This window comes from Burkholderia sp. Nafp2/4-1b (assembly GCF_003635165.1).
In the GTDB taxonomy this organism is placed as follows: domain Bacteria; phylum Pseudomonadota; class Gammaproteobacteria; order Burkholderiales; family Burkholderiaceae; genus Burkholderia.
Map to the genome: position 1 here is coordinate 13,993 of NZ_ML058622.1, position 17,542 is coordinate 31,534.

19 protein-coding genes are annotated in these 17,542 nt (G+C 63.3%); 5 read left to right on the top strand and 14 right to left on the bottom strand.

Annotated features, from left to right (window positions below):
* Positions 1 to 3: 3 nt before the first annotated feature.
* The 10 genes from C7H84_RS28915 to C7H84_RS28960 form a co-directional block, all read right to left on the bottom strand.
* On the bottom strand, positions 4 to 543 hold the full coding sequence (locus C7H84_RS28915; protein WP_240462125.1) for a hypothetical protein: 540 nt from the start codon (positions 541 to 543) through the stop codon (positions 4 to 6).
* Entirely contained in the window at positions 533 to 1,063 is a 531-nt protein-coding gene (locus tag C7H84_RS28920; protein ID WP_121862002.1) for a phage tail protein, read from the bottom strand. Before C7H84_RS28920 ends, C7H84_RS28915 begins: the two co-directional genes overlap by 11 nt.
* A gap of 2 nt (positions 1,064 to 1,065) precedes the next feature.
* Entirely contained in the window at positions 1,066 to 1,356 is a 291-nt protein-coding gene (locus C7H84_RS28925) for a hypothetical protein (protein WP_059511145.1), read from the bottom strand.
* Position 1,357: 1 nt separating this feature from the next.
* Positions 1,358 to 2,353: a major capsid protein gene (locus tag C7H84_RS28930; RefSeq protein WP_121862003.1), complete on the bottom strand. Its 996-nt coding sequence runs from the start codon at positions 2,351 to 2,353 to the stop codon at positions 1,358 to 1,360.
* Between the two features lie 74 nt (positions 2,354 to 2,427).
* The gene (locus tag C7H84_RS28935; RefSeq protein ID WP_121862004.1) at positions 2,428 to 2,772 is read right to left on the bottom strand and encodes a head decoration protein; all 345 of its coding nucleotides are present in this window, start codon (positions 2,770 to 2,772) and stop codon (positions 2,428 to 2,430) included.
* Positions 2,773 to 2,802: 30 nt separating this feature from the next.
* Complete coding sequence (locus C7H84_RS28940) at positions 2,803 to 3,900, bottom strand: head maturation protease, ClpP-related (protein WP_121862005.1); 1,098 nt, start codon at positions 3,898 to 3,900, stop codon at positions 2,803 to 2,805.
* 5 nt (positions 3,901 to 3,905) lie between these two features.
* Complete coding sequence (locus C7H84_RS28945) at positions 3,906 to 5,393, bottom strand: phage portal protein (RefSeq protein WP_121862006.1); 1,488 nt, start codon at positions 5,391 to 5,393, stop codon at positions 3,906 to 3,908.
* A complete protein-coding gene (locus C7H84_RS28950; protein WP_011657129.1) occupies positions 5,390 to 5,596 on the bottom strand; it encodes a hypothetical protein in 207 nt (68 codons plus the stop codon). Before C7H84_RS28950 ends, C7H84_RS28945 begins: the two co-directional genes overlap by 4 nt.
* A 9-nt stretch (positions 5,597 to 5,605) precedes the next feature.
* Entirely contained in the window at positions 5,606 to 7,669 is a 2,064-nt protein-coding gene (locus C7H84_RS28955) for a terminase gpA endonuclease subunit (protein WP_346428400.1), read from the bottom strand.
* Positions 7,569 to 8,123: a MarR family transcriptional regulator gene (locus C7H84_RS28960; protein WP_205611472.1), complete on the bottom strand. Its 555-nt coding sequence runs from the start codon at positions 8,121 to 8,123 to the stop codon at positions 7,569 to 7,571. Before C7H84_RS28960 ends, C7H84_RS28955 begins: the two co-directional genes overlap by 101 nt.
* 438 nt (positions 8,124 to 8,561) lie before the next feature.
* Here C7H84_RS28960 and C7H84_RS28965 point away from each other — a divergent pair, with 438 nt between their 5' ends.
* Positions 8,562 to 8,921 carry a response regulator gene (locus C7H84_RS28965; protein ID WP_162999397.1) on the top strand — a complete coding sequence of 120 codons (360 nt, stop codon included), beginning with the start codon at positions 8,562 to 8,564 and terminating at the stop codon, positions 8,919 to 8,921.
* Between the two features lie 546 nt (positions 8,922 to 9,467).
* Here C7H84_RS28965 and C7H84_RS28975 read toward each other — a convergent pair.
* The 4 genes from C7H84_RS28975 to C7H84_RS28990 all read right to left on the bottom strand — a co-directional run bounded on the left by C7H84_RS28975 (position 9,468) and on the right by C7H84_RS28990 (position 13,976).
* On the bottom strand, positions 9,468 to 10,055 hold the full coding sequence (locus C7H84_RS28975) for a hypothetical protein (RefSeq protein ID WP_121862010.1): 588 nt from the start codon (positions 10,053 to 10,055) through the stop codon (positions 9,468 to 9,470).
* 222 nt (positions 10,056 to 10,277) lie between these two features.
* Positions 10,278 to 12,785 (bottom strand): VapE domain-containing protein, encoded by a 2,508-nt coding sequence (locus C7H84_RS28980; protein WP_121862011.1) that lies wholly within the window; start codon positions 12,783 to 12,785, stop codon positions 10,278 to 10,280.
* A gap of 275 nt (positions 12,786 to 13,060) precedes the next feature.
* Positions 13,061 to 13,444, bottom strand: coding sequence for a hypothetical protein (locus tag C7H84_RS28985; RefSeq protein ID WP_121862012.1), 384 nt, complete (start codon positions 13,442 to 13,444; stop codon positions 13,061 to 13,063).
* Position 13,445: 1 nt separating this feature from the next.
* The gene (locus tag C7H84_RS28990) at positions 13,446 to 13,976 is read right to left on the bottom strand and encodes a phage regulatory CII family protein (RefSeq protein WP_121862013.1); all 531 of its coding nucleotides are present in this window, start codon (positions 13,974 to 13,976) and stop codon (positions 13,446 to 13,448) included.
* 380 nt (positions 13,977 to 14,356) lie between these two features.
* Between C7H84_RS28990 and C7H84_RS29000 the strand changes: the two genes are divergently transcribed.
* The 4 genes from C7H84_RS29000 to C7H84_RS37255 all read left to right on the top strand — a co-directional run bounded on the left by C7H84_RS29000 (position 14,357) and on the right by C7H84_RS37255 (position 17,387).
* On the top strand, positions 14,357 to 14,788 hold the full coding sequence (locus C7H84_RS29000; protein WP_121862014.1) for a transcriptional regulator: 432 nt from the start codon (positions 14,357 to 14,359) through the stop codon (positions 14,786 to 14,788).
* A gap of 455 nt (positions 14,789 to 15,243) precedes the next feature.
* Positions 15,244 to 15,462, top strand: a complete 219-nt coding sequence (locus C7H84_RS29005; RefSeq protein WP_121862015.1) for a hypothetical protein — start codon at positions 15,244 to 15,246, stop codon at positions 15,460 to 15,462.
* A 51-nt stretch (positions 15,463 to 15,513) separates the two neighbouring features.
* Positions 15,514 to 15,861, top strand: coding sequence for a beta-hexosaminidase (locus tag C7H84_RS29010; RefSeq protein WP_240462126.1), 348 nt, complete (start codon positions 15,514 to 15,516; stop codon positions 15,859 to 15,861).
* Complete coding sequence (locus C7H84_RS37255; RefSeq protein WP_240462127.1) at positions 15,861 to 17,387, top strand: pyridoxal phosphate biosynthetic protein PdxJ; 1,527 nt, start codon at positions 15,861 to 15,863, stop codon at positions 17,385 to 17,387. Before C7H84_RS29010 ends, C7H84_RS37255 begins: the two co-directional genes overlap by 1 nt.
* Positions 17,388 to 17,542 lie beyond the last annotated feature (155 nt).

Sequence of the window (17,542 nt, forward strand, 5' to 3'; positions counted from 1 at the left end):
ACATCACCCTGCATCGTGGTCGGCCGGATTCCAATACCGGTCTTCGTGTCCAGGCCCAGTCTCAGGATCAACGCCCCACAACACCGTGCGCCCCTTTGCCGGCGGTTCGAACACGTCGCCCAGGTCGAACTCGTGCTCCCATTCGACGAGCCAGACGAGGTACGTATCGAGCTCTGGACGGAACGGATCCTCGCCGGCCGAGCCGACCTGCTTACCGGGCGTCACGGGCAGATCCCACGTCGCACCGTGCACCGCCTGCAGCACGCGTGCGGACAGCTCGCGCACCAGCAGCTCGGCACCGGGCACGATCGGGTCGACGATCACACGCGCCTGCAACCGTCCGACAAGCGGCACACGCCCCGTGCCGTCATCGTGCCCCGGCTCCAGCTCCGACAACTCGATCGCAATAAACGGCGTGTCGATCGCCTTGCCGATCTTCGGATACGCATGAATGCGTTCGACATGGGGCAGTTTCGCGCGCAGGCCGGACTCGACGCCCTCATGCAGTTGTTTCAGGCTCAGTAAATTCACACTATCGAGCACGGTTTATCGCCTTCTGCAGTTCATAGTTGACCTCCTGCCGCAGCACGGTCATCAGCCTCGCCTCGCACGCCTGCGCGGCCCGGCGAAACGCCGGGTCGCCCGTGTGCGACCATTCGACCTTCACCACCTCGAACGGCGTGCGCGCCTTGCCGATGCGTCGATAGATCGGCCCGTCTGGCTGCCGATTCGTCTTACGCCATGCGCTTTCGAACAGCGATTTGCCGGCCCGCATGCCCGTCTTCGTCCGCCTAACCGCTCCGAGCCGATGCGCCTCGATCGGGTTCAACCCGAGCCACACCTTGCCCGTATCGAGCGACCGCATGAAGAAGTACATCCGCTGCCGCAGCAGCTTCTGCTGGATGCCCGTCGCGTTGCCAACCTCTTTCGCCGTCTGGCTCCTGATCCATGCACCGGTCTTGCGCAGCGTGCGCCGCCAAGCCGCCTGCATGGCGGCAGGCGGCAGGCCGGCGAGCGCTTCGAGCGCCCCTTTTACGTCGATCTCGACCTTCAGCAGATCCATCGTCACCTCAGAATCAGAATCGTCCAGCCCGTGCCATCGGGATGCAGCTCGAACACACGATAGCGCCCACTCGGTGTCACGACGATGCTCCCCTCGGTGACGTCGACTGCGTCGGCGTCGGTGATATGCAGGACCGGCGCCACGAGCTGCGTGCGCTGCGTTCCGAGATCCGGACCGAGCCACGGCGACGTGAACATCCCCTCGACGGGCCGACCATCGATCGTGATGTCCGCGTCGCCGAGATCACGCAGCACCGCTGCATCGACGTCCGCGATCAGATCCCGGAACGCCATGTCAGGCTTTCAGCTTGACGATCGCCTTCGGGCGCGTGCACAGGTGCACCGGGTTCGACTGCGCCTCGATGTCGACGCCCTTGCCGAACTGCGCCAGTTCCTGCTTCGCGTAGTACGGCAGGCCCGTCGTGTTCACCGCCTCGACGTAGTCGGCCGGCGCGAAGCGCGTGATGAACAGTTCCGGCACGCCTTCGGGCACCGCATACGCTTCGTCATCTGCCACATAGCCGATGTCGCCGACGCGACCGCGATAACGCTCGAACGTGCAGCCGCCGAAGTCGAACGCGTCGCGCGCATCGCCGCGCAGCGACGCCGCCATCGCGGTCGCCAGATACGTTTCCTTCACCGTCTTCGCGACGATCAGCTTGTTCCAGAACGCCCGGCCGCAGAGCACGCGCACGCCCGTGTACGTCGTCGCGCCCAGCGCGTCTTCGATCGCGTCCTGGACTTCGACGCACTTCACGCGGATCTCGGTGTCGGCCTTGCCCAGTTCGAACGGAATCACGGTCTGCTCGATGCCGAAGTACTGGAGCAGGTCGATCAGCACCGTCTTACCGTCGGCGTCGAGCACCGCGCCCTTGATCGCACCGATGCGGTGGAATTCATGCGTCGCGTCGAGCTGGCGGCGCAGCTTCGCGAGCCGCCGGTTCACGACCGTCTGCAGCGCCTCCAGCTCCGTTTCGGAACCGAACGCGCGGAGGTTCTGGATCTCGTCGGCCTTGACGAACGCACGCTGCGGCAGGTGCACCGTGTTGAACGGGATCATGCTGCGCTTGCTGCCGACCACGATCGCCGACGGCGAGCCGCGCTCGCCGGCCGACACGAGCGACAGCGTGTCACCGTCGCGTTCGATCTGGATCGTCGTCGTGGTGATGCCGTCCTCTTCGAACAGGCCGAGCGCACCGACGCGGCCGGGCACGTGCGGCTGGTCGTTGATCGCAGCCGTGAGCGACGACAGCGAGAACGCGTCATCTTGAAACAGGGCGATGTCCGCCATACAACCTCCAACAGGGAAATGGATACAAAAAAGGCCACGCGCGTGCGTAGCCTTCGGAATGAGTTGTGCTGCGATCAGCGGACGATCACGTGCCGCTCGGCGAGATCAGCACGGCCGGCGGCATCCAGACCGGTCAGGCGTGCGGCGGCGACCTCGGCAACTCGCACGATGCCGGTCGCCGAGCGCGATGCCTCGGACGCCGGCAACGGCGCGTACAGCACCGCTGCAGCAACCTCGGAACCGTCGTTCGCGGTGATGTCGTACGGCGCATACTCGCCGGTGCTCGTCACCCCGAGCACCTGGCCGGCCGGCAGCGCCGGCCCTGCCTTGACGATGATGTGTTCGCGCGAAATCTGCCCATTGCCCTCCGACACCAGAAATTCCGCCGTCTGGCTGCCCTGTACCTTCACGTTCGACATGAGTATTCCCCTCCTCGGGTATCGTCAAAGTTACTTGCCGCTCTTGCGAGCCGCGTAGATGGACGCCGCACGCGGCGCGTTCGCGACTACGGGCGGCTCGTCTTGTGCCGCCGGTTGTGCGCGCGGATTGATGCGCGATTGCGATGCCGTCACGCGCTCGAACAGCCGCGCGCGTACGTGATCGGGCGTCAGCCCGTCAGCGACGAACTGCGCGGTCAGCTCGGGCACGTTCGCCGCGAGGCAAATCCCCGCGATGTCCGCGGCCTGCTGGATCGCGACGTCAACGGTTGCCCGATCCTTCAGGCCGGTCGCCGTCACGATCGCCTCGGCGCAATGCGACAGACGCGCGTCGCGGCATGCCGCGAACACATGCGACGCCAACGCCGTGACATCCGGGGCTGGCGGCACCGGCTGCGGTTCCGAGTTCGGCTCAGGCGGCGTATTTGGCTGTGTATTGGGCGGCGTATCGGGCTGCGGCGGTTCGCTCGACTCATCCTCGTCGACCAGCGCCCGCACGACTTCGGGCACGGCCGAGAACCGCGCGAGCAGCGCCGTCGAGCTGGCCGACGCCGACAGCTTCACCGCCGCCTCGATCGTGTCGCAGAATCCCTTCTCCTTGGCCTGCGCCGCCGTCAGCCACGTCTCCGCGTCCATCATGGCCCGGATCTCGTCCACCGACTGGCCGCTCTTGGCCGCATAAGCCGCCAGAATCCCGTCGCCTGCGTTCTCGAGCAGATCGGCAACGCGCCGCAGGTCTTTCGCCTCGCCCGCCGTCACCGTGTGCGCGTTGTGGATCATCAGCAGCGCGTTCTCCGGCATCACGATCTCGTCGCCGGCCATCGCGATGAGCGATGCGGCCGACGCTGCGACGCCATCCACGCGCACCCTCACCTTGCCCGCATGTCGGCGCAGCGCGTTGTAGATCGCGAATGCGTCGAACACATCACCGCCCATCGAGTTGAGCGCCACCACGATCGCCGATGCGTTGGCCGCCACCGCGTCGAGCTGCGTCACAAACGTCTGCGCGTCCGTGCCCCAGAACCCGATCTCGTTATAGATCCGGATCTCGGCTTCGCCGGCCGCGTTCGCCTGCGCCCGGATATCCCACCACTTTCGATTGCGTTTCATCTCACTCACTCCCCATTCGTGTGCCCGAGTGGATCGGGACCTCCTGCCGCATGCGTGTCGTACTGCAAGCCGAGCCGCTGCGCGCGCTGCTGATCGGTCGCGTTCTCGTCGTCGACCTGCTCGGGGTCCTCGCCCTTCGCCAGAATCGCGCCGGTGCGACTCGTCAATCCGGCACGGATCTCCGCGCGCTTGGCAGCCACGTCCTGCACCGGATGGATATACGGCCAGCCCTGCGCGACCCAGCGCACCCGCAAATACACGCGCCGCGTGCGGTGATAGTTGGGCATCGGCAGCGCACCGGATAACGCGCACGCGTCGACCCACCAGCGCCACACCGTGCGGCAGAACTGGTGAATGAATACGTTCTGCTGCAGCTGCTCGATCGAGCGTCGGAACTCGTTGAGCAGCACCCGCAGCACCCGGTCGCTCACGTCGCGCAGGTCGCCCGTGAGCACCTCGTAGGGCATGCCGACTGAAGCGGCAGCGGCCATCAGTTGCTGGCGCATGAACGGCGCGTAATCTCCCCCCGCACCCGGGGGCGTCGCAAACTTCACGTCCTCACCCGGCGCCAGCTCCTGCATCCCACCCGGCTCCAGCGACACCACCGGCGAGAAACCGTCGGCATCGAACTCGATCGGCGCACCGGAGACCGGATCGCCCAGCGGGCCGACCTCGACGTTCGATTTGACGATGAACCCGGCAAAGAGATTGCTCACCTCCTGGCGGAACAGCACCGCGTCATCGAAGTTGTCCAGCGAATGCAGCCGCACCAGTACGGTCGAAAGCTCCGGCACACCGCGCACTTGGCCCGGGCGCAGCGCGTGGAACACGTGTGCGATATCGGCGGCCGGCACGCGCACGGTCTGCACCGCATCGCCCGCATACCGGTTGTATTCGCCCGGGTGCCGGCGCAGCAGGTGATACGCGACCCGCTCGCCGTCGTCGTTGAACTCGACGCCGTTGATGATTTCGCCGCCCGGTATCGGCTCGTTCTTCGTGACCGGCAGCATGTCGCCTTCGAGCAACTGAATCTGCATCGGCACGGCCAATCCCGCATGCGGTGAACGCAGGCGTCGGCGCACCAGCACCTCGCCGTCGCTGAAGAACGCCCGCGCCGCGAGCGTCTGCAATCCATACAGGTCATGCACGCCGTCCGTGTCCAGCTCGCCCGAGCTGTCATCCCAAAGTTGCTTTTGCGCGCGGCGCACGTCCGCGTCCGGATGCTGCGGATGCGCCTGAATGCCGGTGCCGATCGTGTTCGACACGAGCCGCGCGATCGCGGTCTTTGCCCACGGGTCGTTTCGGATCGCGTCCCGCGCGCGGTGACGCATCAGCGGCAGGTTCTGCACAACCGATGCATTCGGCCCCGCGCTCGATGCGTGCCACGACTTCGCCCGTGCTCCGCGCGTGCCGGCCGATTCGTACGCAGCCGCGTTCAGCCGGGTCGGCACGACAAAGCCGCGTTGCGCCAGAACCGGATACGCGCGGCTCATCGCACCCCCTTGCCGGCGTGGCGCAGGCGAATGAGCCGTGAGCGGCCGGTCGCGCCGTCGAGCGCCCGGATGATCTCGGTCTGCGCGTCGCGCAGCTCGGCAATCGACCGGTAACGCACCTTGCGATCCGCGTACTGGACCTCCAGCTCCCCCTTCGCGATCGCCGACTGGATGCGTTGCAGGTCTGCCATCGTGTATGCCATGTGTTTCTCCTAGCGACGCTTCAGGTACGTCGAACGACCGACACGCCGGCCCTGAATGCGCGAAACCCCGCTCGGTGGCGGGGTTTCGGGTGGTTTCGGTGCCATCTGGACGACTGCAGCCGTTTCGGTGGCCGGTTCGTCCGGCGGATCCGGTGGTTGCTCGAATGGTCGTGCGAGCGGTACCGTTTCGATGACCGGCACCGCATCGAACAGCGACACCTGCGAGATGCGATGCTGTTCCAGCAACCAGTGCTGTTCGGTCAACAGGTGCGTCTTGAGGCTACGCGCCGCATGCAGCGCGTATGCTTCGCAATCGAGCGCTTCGTTTCGCGCACCGGCCTTCTTCTGCCAAACCCGCTTGCCGCCGACGCGCCCCGGCACCTTCACCTCGGCCGTGACCTGCGTGAGGTAGTCGGAACGTACGCCGACGTACCAGTGCATCCGTCCTGGTCCGTCGCCATCCAGCTTCAGCCGGTTGTCGAGGATCAGGTCTTTCGCCTTACTGACACCGACCATGAACGGCCGCAGGCCGTATTTCGCAGCCTTGCTGTTGTTGCGCGTCGAGTCGATCGACGCCTTCGGCACGCTGAAAATCTCGGCTCCCGCGTCTGTACTGCCCTTGATCGCCATTACGTTCAGACCCACACGTTGCGCCGCCCGCACATACTTGTATACGGCGTCCGACGTGGAGCCGTCCGACGAGTCGATCGACGCCGCGCGAATTCGTGCAAGGCCCCCGGATTCGTGCCGGTACGCCTGCGTTAGCAGTTCTGTCAGTGCGCCCCATACGCCGCCCGTGAGCGGATTTTCGCCCTGCTCGAGCACGTTGCCGTGCAGCTCGTCCCACAGCACCAGCCAGCTTTCCTCACCTCGGCCCCACGCACGGATGACGACCGCGATGCGATCGTGCTGCACGTCGACGCCGATCGTCAGCAGCAGGCCGCGCGATGGCACAGTGAACGGCGCATACGGCAGCGCACGCTCGGCCAGCAGATCCAGCTCCGGTAGGTCCGACTTGTATTTGTACGGCCGGCCCTGCGTGTTGTTCACGAACGAACGCATCTTCGTGTCGTCGCCCGCGCGGAGCGCCCGCTCGGCCGTCAACCACTTCTTGACCAGCTCGCCCATGCGCGAGCCGGGAAACGGCGACACCAGCTCGTTTAGCCGAAAGCCGGCCACGCCGTAGAACGGCGCGGTCGCGACCCACCGGCCGCGCCGCACGGCGCGAATGCGCGCGTTGTCGTCCCACAGGCTGCCGCAGTGCGGGCAGGTGTAACGTGCGGTCTCCGGCTGCGCACGGCCGAACACTTCGTGCTCGACCTCGGCCCTCTCCGACCAGGTCACGTTCTCCCACGCCAGTTCATGTTCCTCGCCGCAGTCCGGACACGGCACCAGATAAACGCGCTGATCCGACGATTCGAACGCCTGCTGGATCCGAGAGAAACCGTCGACTGTCGGTGTGCCCCCGAAGATCACCTTGCGGCGGCTGTCCGAATAGCTCTTGTTGCGCTCCTCCAGCAGCGTGATCGAATCGCCCTGATCACGCACGTTGGTGTTCGCGTCGTCCGGTTCCTCGACCGCGACGACCGGCGCCGGCGTCGACTTCACGTCATCCGGTGCGTTCGACGTGATGAACTTCAGAAAGCCGCGCGGGAAGGTCTTGTGGTCCCACAGGTTGTTCTTGTCGCGGCCGGCGTGCACCGGCACCTTGGCCGCGAGGCGAGGTGTCACCTCGACCATCGGCTCGAACTTCTCCAGGTTGAACTTCTTCGCCGATTTCTCTTTCGCGAACATCACGATCATCGGGCACGGATCGACGTCGATGCGTCGGCCGATGTAGTTCAGCAACACGCCGTCGGTCCACGCGACCTGCGCCGACTTCATGCAGACGACCTTCTGCACGCGCGGATCATCGAGCGCCTCGTGCATGCCGAACACCCACGGCGTGATGTTCGGGTTATAGCGGCCGGGACTAGCGGTCGCCTTCGCGCTCATCCGCCGATACTGCCGCGCCCAGTCCGTCGTGCCAATCCGTTCCGGCGGGCGCAGCAGCTGCGCGATCCGGCGGATCACCGCGTGGACGGTCTGGATCGTATTGAGATAGCTGCTCAAGGCATCCATACATATGCTCGTTCAACCACTCGACGTCCACCTCGACGTCGTACAGTGCGCGCAGCTCCTGCACCAACTTGTCGGGCAGCGCCAGCAGTTCCGTTTGAAATGCGCCGACCATCTGGCCAAACGCCTGTTCCAGCTGCGCGACGTTCACCAGCTGGCCTTTCTTCTCGGCCAGAGTCAGCAGCTTGATCTCGCGATCGACGATTTCGGTCTTCGCACGCTCGGCAACCAGATCGATGCCGGTGCCGCTCGCGCGGCCCGCAGCCATCTCGCGCAGGTGCCGGATATACGCGATGCGGATCGCATCGAGCGTCGCCTCGCGATAGTCGAGCTGGACCTTGTCGACGAACCGTGAAACGGCCGACTGGTCCAGGTCGAGGTGTTCGGCGATCTGTTGTTGGGTCGGCATGAATATGACCCCCTATGGAGATTCGGCAGTAGAGAAAAAACGCGGGTCTGAGGCCCCGCATGCCGTGCCACTTACAGGGTCCCCGCTCGCTTATCAATGGTTCATCGTGGACTTCCGCGGGAATGTCGGAAGAGATGTATACGTGCGGCCGCCACGCGTTGTCCGAACGCGTCGCCGATTACGCGCAGTCGCGGCAGGGCCCATAACGGACGCATCGAAATGGGCGGCGCTTTGCAAAATGCACTCGCATCGAGCGTATGACGCCCACCCACGTACAGACGTAACCGGGCCCAAATATTGCGGCTCGGTAACGTGTACACACTGCTAATCGATCGCGTAGATATCAGAACTAGTACGCGCGCAATCGACGAGGCAAACTTGAGTCTGGCTGCGGGCCAAAGGGCCGCATTTGCACTCTCGCAACCATGGATGTCGATTATGGCGACGATCCTTCTTGTTGAAGACGACGACGCAACGCTGCATGCGTTTAGACTGCTTCTTGAACGCTCCGGCTACCAAGTTATTTTGGCTCGGAGCGGTCAGGATGCCCTTGCCAAAATATCGGAAATTGCAGTGGACCTCGTGATAACCGATTGGTCAATGCCCGGCATGGATGGGGTAACGCTTTGTCGGACACTCCGCACTAATCCCACATTTTCCCGGCTTCCGATCGTGTTGATGTCTGCAAATCAGGCTCCCACGGACGAAGGGCTATGGCAAGCATTCCTTCAGAAACCTGTTTCTTGGCCCAAGGTCGCGCAAACCGTGCAGTCTCTTGTCACGAAGCCGCGCACATAGATTCCTATTGACGCGAACGATGCACCGATAGGGCTGTACCATCAATTCAACTCGGTTCTATGCCGCACGGTGCATGTAGATGACGTATTCCTCCGGGACCGCAAGAGACGTCCGCGGGAGTCCCCGAAGGACCTAACTATTGGACGTACCCGCACCGACCGTGACATCCGTGATCTCGCGATCGCCGGCACGGTCCATCGCCCACACGACACGGTCCATCGCGTCGTCAAACACGAAGCACCGCGCAGTCACGCGCCCCATGCTTCGATCTTCATCCCACGTCGACCAGACCTCACTCGGCCCGGCACTCGTCGACTCGATTCGCATTTCAGCGCCCCAATGCAAAAAGCCCCGAGCGCTTTCGCACTCAGGGCTTCAGAATTCATTTCGTAGGGACGAACGCCCCCACACGACCTAACGGGCTCCACTATGTGTTCTTATGTCCCGAGAGGTTTGCACGACTAACGCGCGGTGCCAGCGAATATCCAGTGCAGCGGTAAAGGATGTTCGAAGTTTACGCGATCCGCTCTTGGAATGGAAGACGTTTCATTCTCGCAATTGGCGGCGCATTGTGTCGGACACCGATCCATTCACCTGATCGAGCAGCGCGTGCATGTCGTGAAAGCGACGTGACCAGTGGCGGCGGTATTCATCCAGCGGCACACCGATTGCCTGCGCACGCGCCGCTTCGTCAATCGGCCGCTTGCCCGATCCCGCGCAATCCGGGCAAATGTAGCGGCCGTCTCGGCGTACGATGCCGCGCCCTTCGCACCGCGCGCACTGATCGTTGATCCATTCGTCCAGCACGCGCAACGCGAAGCGCTCGACGATATCGGCCTTTGCGCGCTCGACTTCATACCCTGCCCGCTGATCGCGTCGTTCGTCACGCTTCAGGCCCGTGAATCGACTGCGCTTGAAACGTCCCGACAAGCGGATCATCTGCGCAAACAGCAACGTTGCTTTGCGGATCGTCGCGGGCTTCGTCTCTTGGCCTGCCTTGATCCGAACCAGCAACCGACCGAGATCGTTCGAAAATGCGAGTGCGCCCAAAGTAACTTTCGGATCGGCAATCGGGTCGGTGAACTGACCACGAACGCTCATTGCGATGCCTGCTCGCTCCATCAAATCAATCATGACTCGCTCCTGTTCGTCCTAATGTCTCAATGTCCCAAGGGAAAAGGCTTGCAGGGGTGCGCGCCTGCGACATGCGCGACATGCGGCGCTCACGTCGCGCATGTCGCGCCCCTGCACCCGCGCCCGAGGCCACGCCTTGGGACGTCGGGACATGGGACGTCCACGGCGCGCCAAAGGTGGCTCTCTGGCGCGCCAGCCATACCGGCACAGCGCGCCAACGCGTTACAGCGGACTGTCGTCATCGCCCGCCGCAACCAGTTCGCGCTCGACTTCAGGCTCCTGCTCTTCGCGCACGTAGTACCAGCCGCGCGAACCGGTCGATTCGCGCTTGCGCACCCACCCGAGCGACTTCAGCGCCTTGCCGATACGGCGCTGCTCCGGCAGCGTCCATTTCGACGTATCGAGCTTCAGGACGTCGGCGAGGATTTCTTCCATCGTCGTGCGTGCAACGTATTCCAGGGCCTTGGCGATCTTGTCTTCGTACACGTCGCCTTCATAGCGCTCTGCCTGCTCGATCTCGAACAGGGGGCGCTCCTGCTCCGTCACGTGCCACACGACGCCCGAGCGGTACAGGTGTACGGCTTCCGCCCACAGCTGATCGCGGACGGCGACGATGCCGTCGATGTCGACCAAACCACCGACACGCAGCGGCCAGTACCGCCGGTTGCCAGACTCGTCTTTGAGGTACGTATCGAAGTTGACCGAGCCGGCGAACACGCACTGGCGCGGTACGTCGGTCGCCCGCTTGCCATAGAAGTTTCGGAACCGGTCGACGGCGGTCGCGAAGAAGCTCTTCACCGCCGACGAATCGGCCTTGTTCAGCGAATCCAGCTCAGCCAGCTCGATCACCCACTTGCCCGCCAGCACCGCATACGTATCCTTGTTGCCGATCTGAATCGGCGTGTCGGTGAACCACGGAGCGCCCGCCAGCACCTTCAGCGCGGTCGACTTGCGGTGCCCCTGCTTGCCTTCGAGAATCAGCACGTTGTCGACCTTGCAGCCGGGCTCCATCACGCGAGCCACGGCCGCGATCATCCACTTCATGAGCGCCAGCTGCACGTACTCGCTGTCGGCCACGCGCAGGTACGTCGACGGCATCGATCGCACGCGGGGCACGCCGTCCCATTTGAGCCCTTCGAGGTATTCGCGCACATCATGGAAGTGGGTCGCGTCCGCCACCAGCAGCACCGCGTTCATCACGATGTCGGTGCGCACCGAAAGGCCGTATCGTTGCGACAACCACAAGGCGCAGCGCTGATCGTCCATGTCGGTCCACTCCCCCGTCACACCTTGCGGGAACGGCGGCGCTTTTCGCTTCATCACGCGGCCACCGAAGTCGTCCTGCTCGATCACACCCTTCCACGCCTTGTGGTTTGACAGGATCATGTGCACATTGCCGAGCGTTGGCAGCAGCGTGCCCTTGTCGGAGCGCGCGAGATCCTGTTCCCACGTATGGGCGCCGTTCTCCGATTCGCGGCCATCCCATTGCGGCTTCTCTGCGGCAGCGGACGTCGCGGCAGGTTTCGATTGCGGTACGTCCGCGGTCGACGGTGCCACCGTCGCCGGCCGGATGTCATCGTTCGCTGGCGCGAGGACGCGCAAGATTGCTGCCTGCACCTGCGCCTCGACAGCCTCGAAGCCCTCTTCGACGTGCAAGTCGTTGAAATCGGTCAGCTTGCGCTCGCCGCGATTGGCGAACACGGGATAGACGACGCTCACGTCATCAACCTCGGCTGCCGCCTCGTACGCGCGCTTCAGGCCCGTGTTTTCGAAACGCTTGCGGCGAACCGGCATCACATCGTTGCCGTAACTCACTTCGACGTACGGCACACCGTTGTCGTCACGACGGCGTGCTGCGGCGACCATGTACCACGTATTCTTCGCCTCGATCCGCACCGGGTCGGCACCAAACACCAGTTCACCCAGGAAAGCGAACTCGTCGGCGAGCCACTCGCGCATGCGTTGCTCGATCTTCCAGTCGTCGTCGGCGCAGACCAGCACATGCACATCCGGGTACGTCGCACGCAGGTAGCGCACGGCCGGGAGGATGCCCCCCGCGTCGAAACAAATATTGACGGCGAACGCGTCGTCGATCGCCATGCGAATCGCTCGCGCGGTTGCATAGCCTTCGGCGACCAGCACGATCTGGTCGTCTGCGCCGACCTCGCCGAGCAGATACGATGCGCCTTTCTTTTCCATGCCCTTGTTGAAGCGCTTCGCACCGTCCGGCGTGATTTTCTGCAGGCCGACGAGACGAGCGCCATCGCCATACTGATACATCGGCACGAAGATCGTGCCGTCTGCGTCGAAACGCACGCCTTCGGCCGTGATGTGTTTGCGGTCAAGATAGGCGGACTTGCCATCCTCCGCCGCACGGTTCCACTGATCCCGCGCGCGGTTCGCTGCGAGCTTCGCCTGCCGGGCATCACGCTCGGCCTGCTCGCGCTCGGCTGCTTCCTGTCGGCGACGGGTTTCCGCCAGCGTCTCTTCGCTCAACGGTGCGCCGCTCCATTCGAATCGCTCGGTGCCGGGATCGTCGCCCGAGAAATGGCCGAACGTACCGCCGTAGCCGATCACTGCGCCCTTGCTGACGACTTCGCGCAGCTGATACCAGTACTTCTTGCGCGGGCCGTAGCGATGGTGCTTGCCATCAGCAACCGGGTGCCCTGCAGGCAGGTCCGGATGCCCGGCCGCGCGCAATTGCTGGATGATCTGGTCGAGTGTTGCCATACGAAAATCTGCCCTCCGTCAAAATAACTTTGGCCGCCTGAATCACTGTCGGCGGCCCGATCCCAATGCCTTCAGTAGCGCACCCACCGCTACCGATTCACTCGTTCGTTGAGCAATTCGAGCAGCCGTCGATCCCGTTCGGCTCGGTGGGAAAAGCTGCGCCAAGCACCGCGCCCGGCTGCGTAGCAATTCAGCCCGCTCGGCCTGCGGCGAATGTGCGACGCACCCTGTCGCAGGCCGCTACTCGTTGCACTCACCTTCACTTCGGTCTCCGGTTATTTGCCGCGCAGGCGACGCCACTCGGCCGACATGCGCTCGTCGAATGTGGAAAGGTCGGCCGCGCAGAGCGAACCGACGATCTGATCGCGAAACGCATGACGTTCCGCCTTGGTTGGAAGCGATGCGCATATACGCGCAGCAGACGCGCTGAACACGTCGAACCGACGGACGCGTAGCGCTTCCGCGAGGAATACGGCGATGCGATCTGGAAACGTCGACATCACGTCAGCGAGGATGCGGCCGGCCTGATCCGGCGCCGTATCAAATCGGTGCGCGAGCGCTGCAGTGGCGCAAGCCAGCTGTTGCGCATGCCCGCAGCACAGCTCGGCCTGCTCGCGCGCAACACGGCAGCACCCCATGTCAGGCTTGAATCGCTCCATCTCAGCGGCGCCTGCGTTTAGCAGCGAGGGTGCGTGCCGCGTGGATCAGCCTCTGGAACAATCGCTGCCCCTTGCGGCCTGTCGCGATGATCTGCTCGGCCTCCCGGTCATCGATCCGCTGATCTTCGAGCGCTCGCGTTACGTCATCTGCGACGCGGCCGACGTGTGCCTGCAGGTGAAGCGTAGTGGAGACGAGATGCATCGTTTCCGGCTCGAGCGCTTCGTCGGCCCCGTGGTCTTCAACATGCTCCGCGACCAGTCCGAAGCGCGCGTTGAGCGCGTGCAGTGCATCGAGCGCGTGCGCTTTCGCCTCGGACTTTTCCTGCATCCACTCGACGAGCAGTTCGAACATTTCCATCGACAAGCGGCTGTCGCCAACTCCACGCAGGCGCAGACGCAACGATTCGGTGGTGACGTTCTTACCGCGTCGGACGGTCAGATAGTTGGCCGCGTCGGCGACGCCGCCGGGCGTGTTGCGAACGGACGTATAGAGCACGTCCAGCCATTCGGTACTGTCGTATCGGCAGGTCATAGCGGAGATTGGTAGACGCTGGCTTTCATCCTGTTGCGCCGATCGGGACGCAACTATGATCTGAGGTGCGTGACGGCTACCGTCACGCAGCGGGAGACGCTTCACACGCTTCGCCGTGTGAGTCCAGAGACGCAAACAGGTCGGGACGCGCGAGTTTCAAGAACAGAAGACGTGCGCGCGGGATGCCGTTTCGTCGCCATTCCGATACCGATGGCATGCGAACTTGGCAAAGGTGAGCGGTTGCCGCCGTCCCTCCGAATGCATCGATCACGGCACACGCGTACGGGTCTCGTTTCTGTTGCGTATTCATGCCGCCATGTTAGGCGCTCCTTACACGAAATGCAAGGCATACCTAATGCCCGATCAGTTAGGCTTTCCTAATGACGACACTAGCCGAACGCCTGGAACAGGCCATGAAGTTGCCGCCCGAAAAAAAGGCGGCGGATTTGGCGCGAGCCTGCCGCGTCCGTGCCCCGTCGGTTAGCGACTGGCTCAGCGGCAAGACAAAAAAGATGGAGGGGGCGAATCTGCTGCTGGCTGCGGAATTCCTGAACGTTGATCCTTGGTGGCTTGCGACGGGTGAAGGACATATGGACCGCCGCCCCAATGCCCCTGCCCCACAGCGGCAGGAAACATTGGGCACGCATGCTCAGGCTCTTGTTGATGCGCTGACGAAAGCGGACAAGGTTGGAATGCCCTCGACCGCCTTCGCCGCGCTGCTCGAAACCCTCAAGGTGTTTGAAGATCTGCGGGGCCAACAGCAACGCGATGATCTTCTCGACCTGAACGCCCCAGACCCGCAAGAGGGGTAAGGTTCCAGTCGAATAGTGCGGCCCGCCGGGGCGACCCCACCTGCCCGGAACGAACGCCCCGTCCTTTGATCGGGCCGCCGAGAAGCTCCACATCCCAATCGAAATCCTTTGTGCCGTGCGGGCCGATAACCCGCACGAGCATCCCGATACGTGACCGGTTGAGGCATCGACTGACGATCGCCACATCGCCTGGTTTGCAGCGCAGTTCTCCCGTTGTCATAACCCCGCAACAACCTCCTTTCGGTAATATTTACGCTTAATACTGTATAAACATACAGTATTTTGTCAGAATAATTCAAGACCTTTCAACGAGATTTCGGGGTTGGAGAGCGCTGGCAATCCGACTGACGTCGGAATCCTCCCTCAAAAAAGTTAGGCATTCCTATTGCGTTATACGAAAGGAATGCCTAACATTCTTCTCCGACGCTGCCCTCCGGCAGCTTTCGGAGAAGCCCATGAAACTGTTCGACCATCAATCCGCCGCTCGCCGCGAATGGCTCCGCGAAGAGCAACAACATCGCATCACGCCATCCGAGCCGGCCCGCCAAAGTAACTTTGAGAAGTCCGCGATCTTCCGCTGGACCGCCGTCGCGGCCCTTCTGTTTGTCGCCGTAAATGTGTTTCAAGACGATCCGGTCGTCGCACCGACGACCGCGTACCACGTCGCCGTCTAATCAGCCCCGAAATCGGCCGGGGTGAGCGACCCCGGCGTCATGGAGACCACCATGTCGCGAACCACAAGCCTACTTGTCGACGACGTCGCCCGTCGGGACACCCTCTCTCTCCGCACCGTCGCACGATACGACCGTAACGTACGCCGCCCGACGACACCGATCCTTGTCGGCAAGTACATCGTGAACCGTCGGCCGCTCGCCGACAGCGTCCATACGCTCTACATGATCCTCGACGGCGCAGAAATCGCCGGTACTCAGATCTCGATCCCCGACGAATGGGACTGCGCCAACGCGATCAAGCGATTGCGCGACGCGAAGCGCGCAGCAGCCACCGCAGCATCGAACGCGATCAATAAAGCGAAGAAGCCACGCAAGGCCGCAGCGAAGGAGGTCGCGTAATGGACGACCGCACGCAACACTTCGATCTGACCGCTCCAATCCCAACCGGGAACACCAAGGCAGCAGCAGCTGCAGCCGGTGCGACGTCCGCAGACCTGTGGATGGTCCCCTACGAGCAACTGCACTATGACCCGGCGGACAACATTCGCCCGGTCGATCCCGCATGGGTAACGCACCTCACTGCCCTGATGATCGAAAACGGCTACGACAAGGGATCACCACTTCATTGTTACGCCCGAAAGGTCGACGGTAAGGATCTGCTCTACGTCTACAAGGGACAACATCGTTACCTCGCGGCGGGCAAAGCGATCGAAGCTGGGAAGAAGCTCGGCAAGATCCCGGTCGTCGTTCGTGCCGCCGACACCGTCAACCGCGCCGAAATGGTGATCGACGGGTACCTCAGCAACGACAGCAAACGATCGTCGCCGCTCGATCTCGCTGCCGCCGTCGCCGAGCTGCGCGACATCCACGGGATGACCCTCGCGGCAATCTGCAAGCGACTGCATATCACCGACCAGACCGTTCGCGATGTTGCCCTGCTCGAACGAGCGCCAGCTGAACTGCACCAGCTTGTCCGCGACGGGCGATGCACCGGAACGCTCGCGATCGAACAGATCCGCCTGCACGGCGGTGAAAAGGCGCTTGAGCGTATCGTCGTCGGGATCTCGAAGGCAGCAGAAGCCGGGAAGTCGAAGGTGACGAAGAAATATCTCGAAGCCGTTCCTCTGGTCGACGCACACGGGGAGCCAGCGTTGTCGTCCGAGCGAGCAGCACCTGCGACAGCCGATACCAACGCTGTACCGCTTGCCGTGCCGACGGTCGAGGAAGTTGCGGTCGAGACGCAGGCAGCGGCGCAGAGGCTCCTGCGCCAGAGCGCCCCCAATAAGATCAGCGAAAAACAGGCAAAGCAACTTTTGCTGGCGCTGCAGGCAGTGTTGCACGACAGCGGTTTCGGCACCCTAACGCTCAGCACACGCGAAGCGGTGCATCGCGCCCTGTTGCCGCTCGTTGACATGGTGGACGTGCCGTCTGGCGCACGGACTTGGCCGATCAGCACGCTGAACGACAGAGGCCTATTCAGCGAGACGAATCGATTCGAATTGCCGAGCGCCAAGAAAGATGCGCGAGGTCCACTCGCCGTGATCAAGCTGGCTCAGGTAGAAGCCAACGCCTGGATCTATGACACTGAATACCTCGACGGCCACGGTGGCTGGACCGGCCAGCTCAAGCTGTTCGCGAGCACACGCGTATTTCGCACGCGCAATCAGGCTCTGAGCCACGGCGCACGCTGTTTGATCGACACACTCGCAAATCGGCACCATACGTCCGCCCACGCCCGCGCGGTGGCCGATAAGGTCATTCGCTGGGCAGAACGCGTCGCGCCGAAGCACGATCCGGATCTGACGAGTGCGCTGCGCGACCTGCCAGCCGCGTTCAAGCCGATCGAGCTTGCGGACCTCCGCGATCGACTTGGGCTCGATGCAATGGGTTGCCCCCGCGCCTCGTGGCAGGAGACGGGTAAATGACCCCTCACCCGGCCCTTTCTACCCCACATCCGCTGCCGCGAAAGCGGGAACACGCTAAGACGCGCCCGGCTATCGCGCTGGCAAGCGTTGGCGGCACTTCAATGCAGTCGCATAGCGGCGGGCGAACGCCCGCAAAAGTAATACAGAAGAACGAT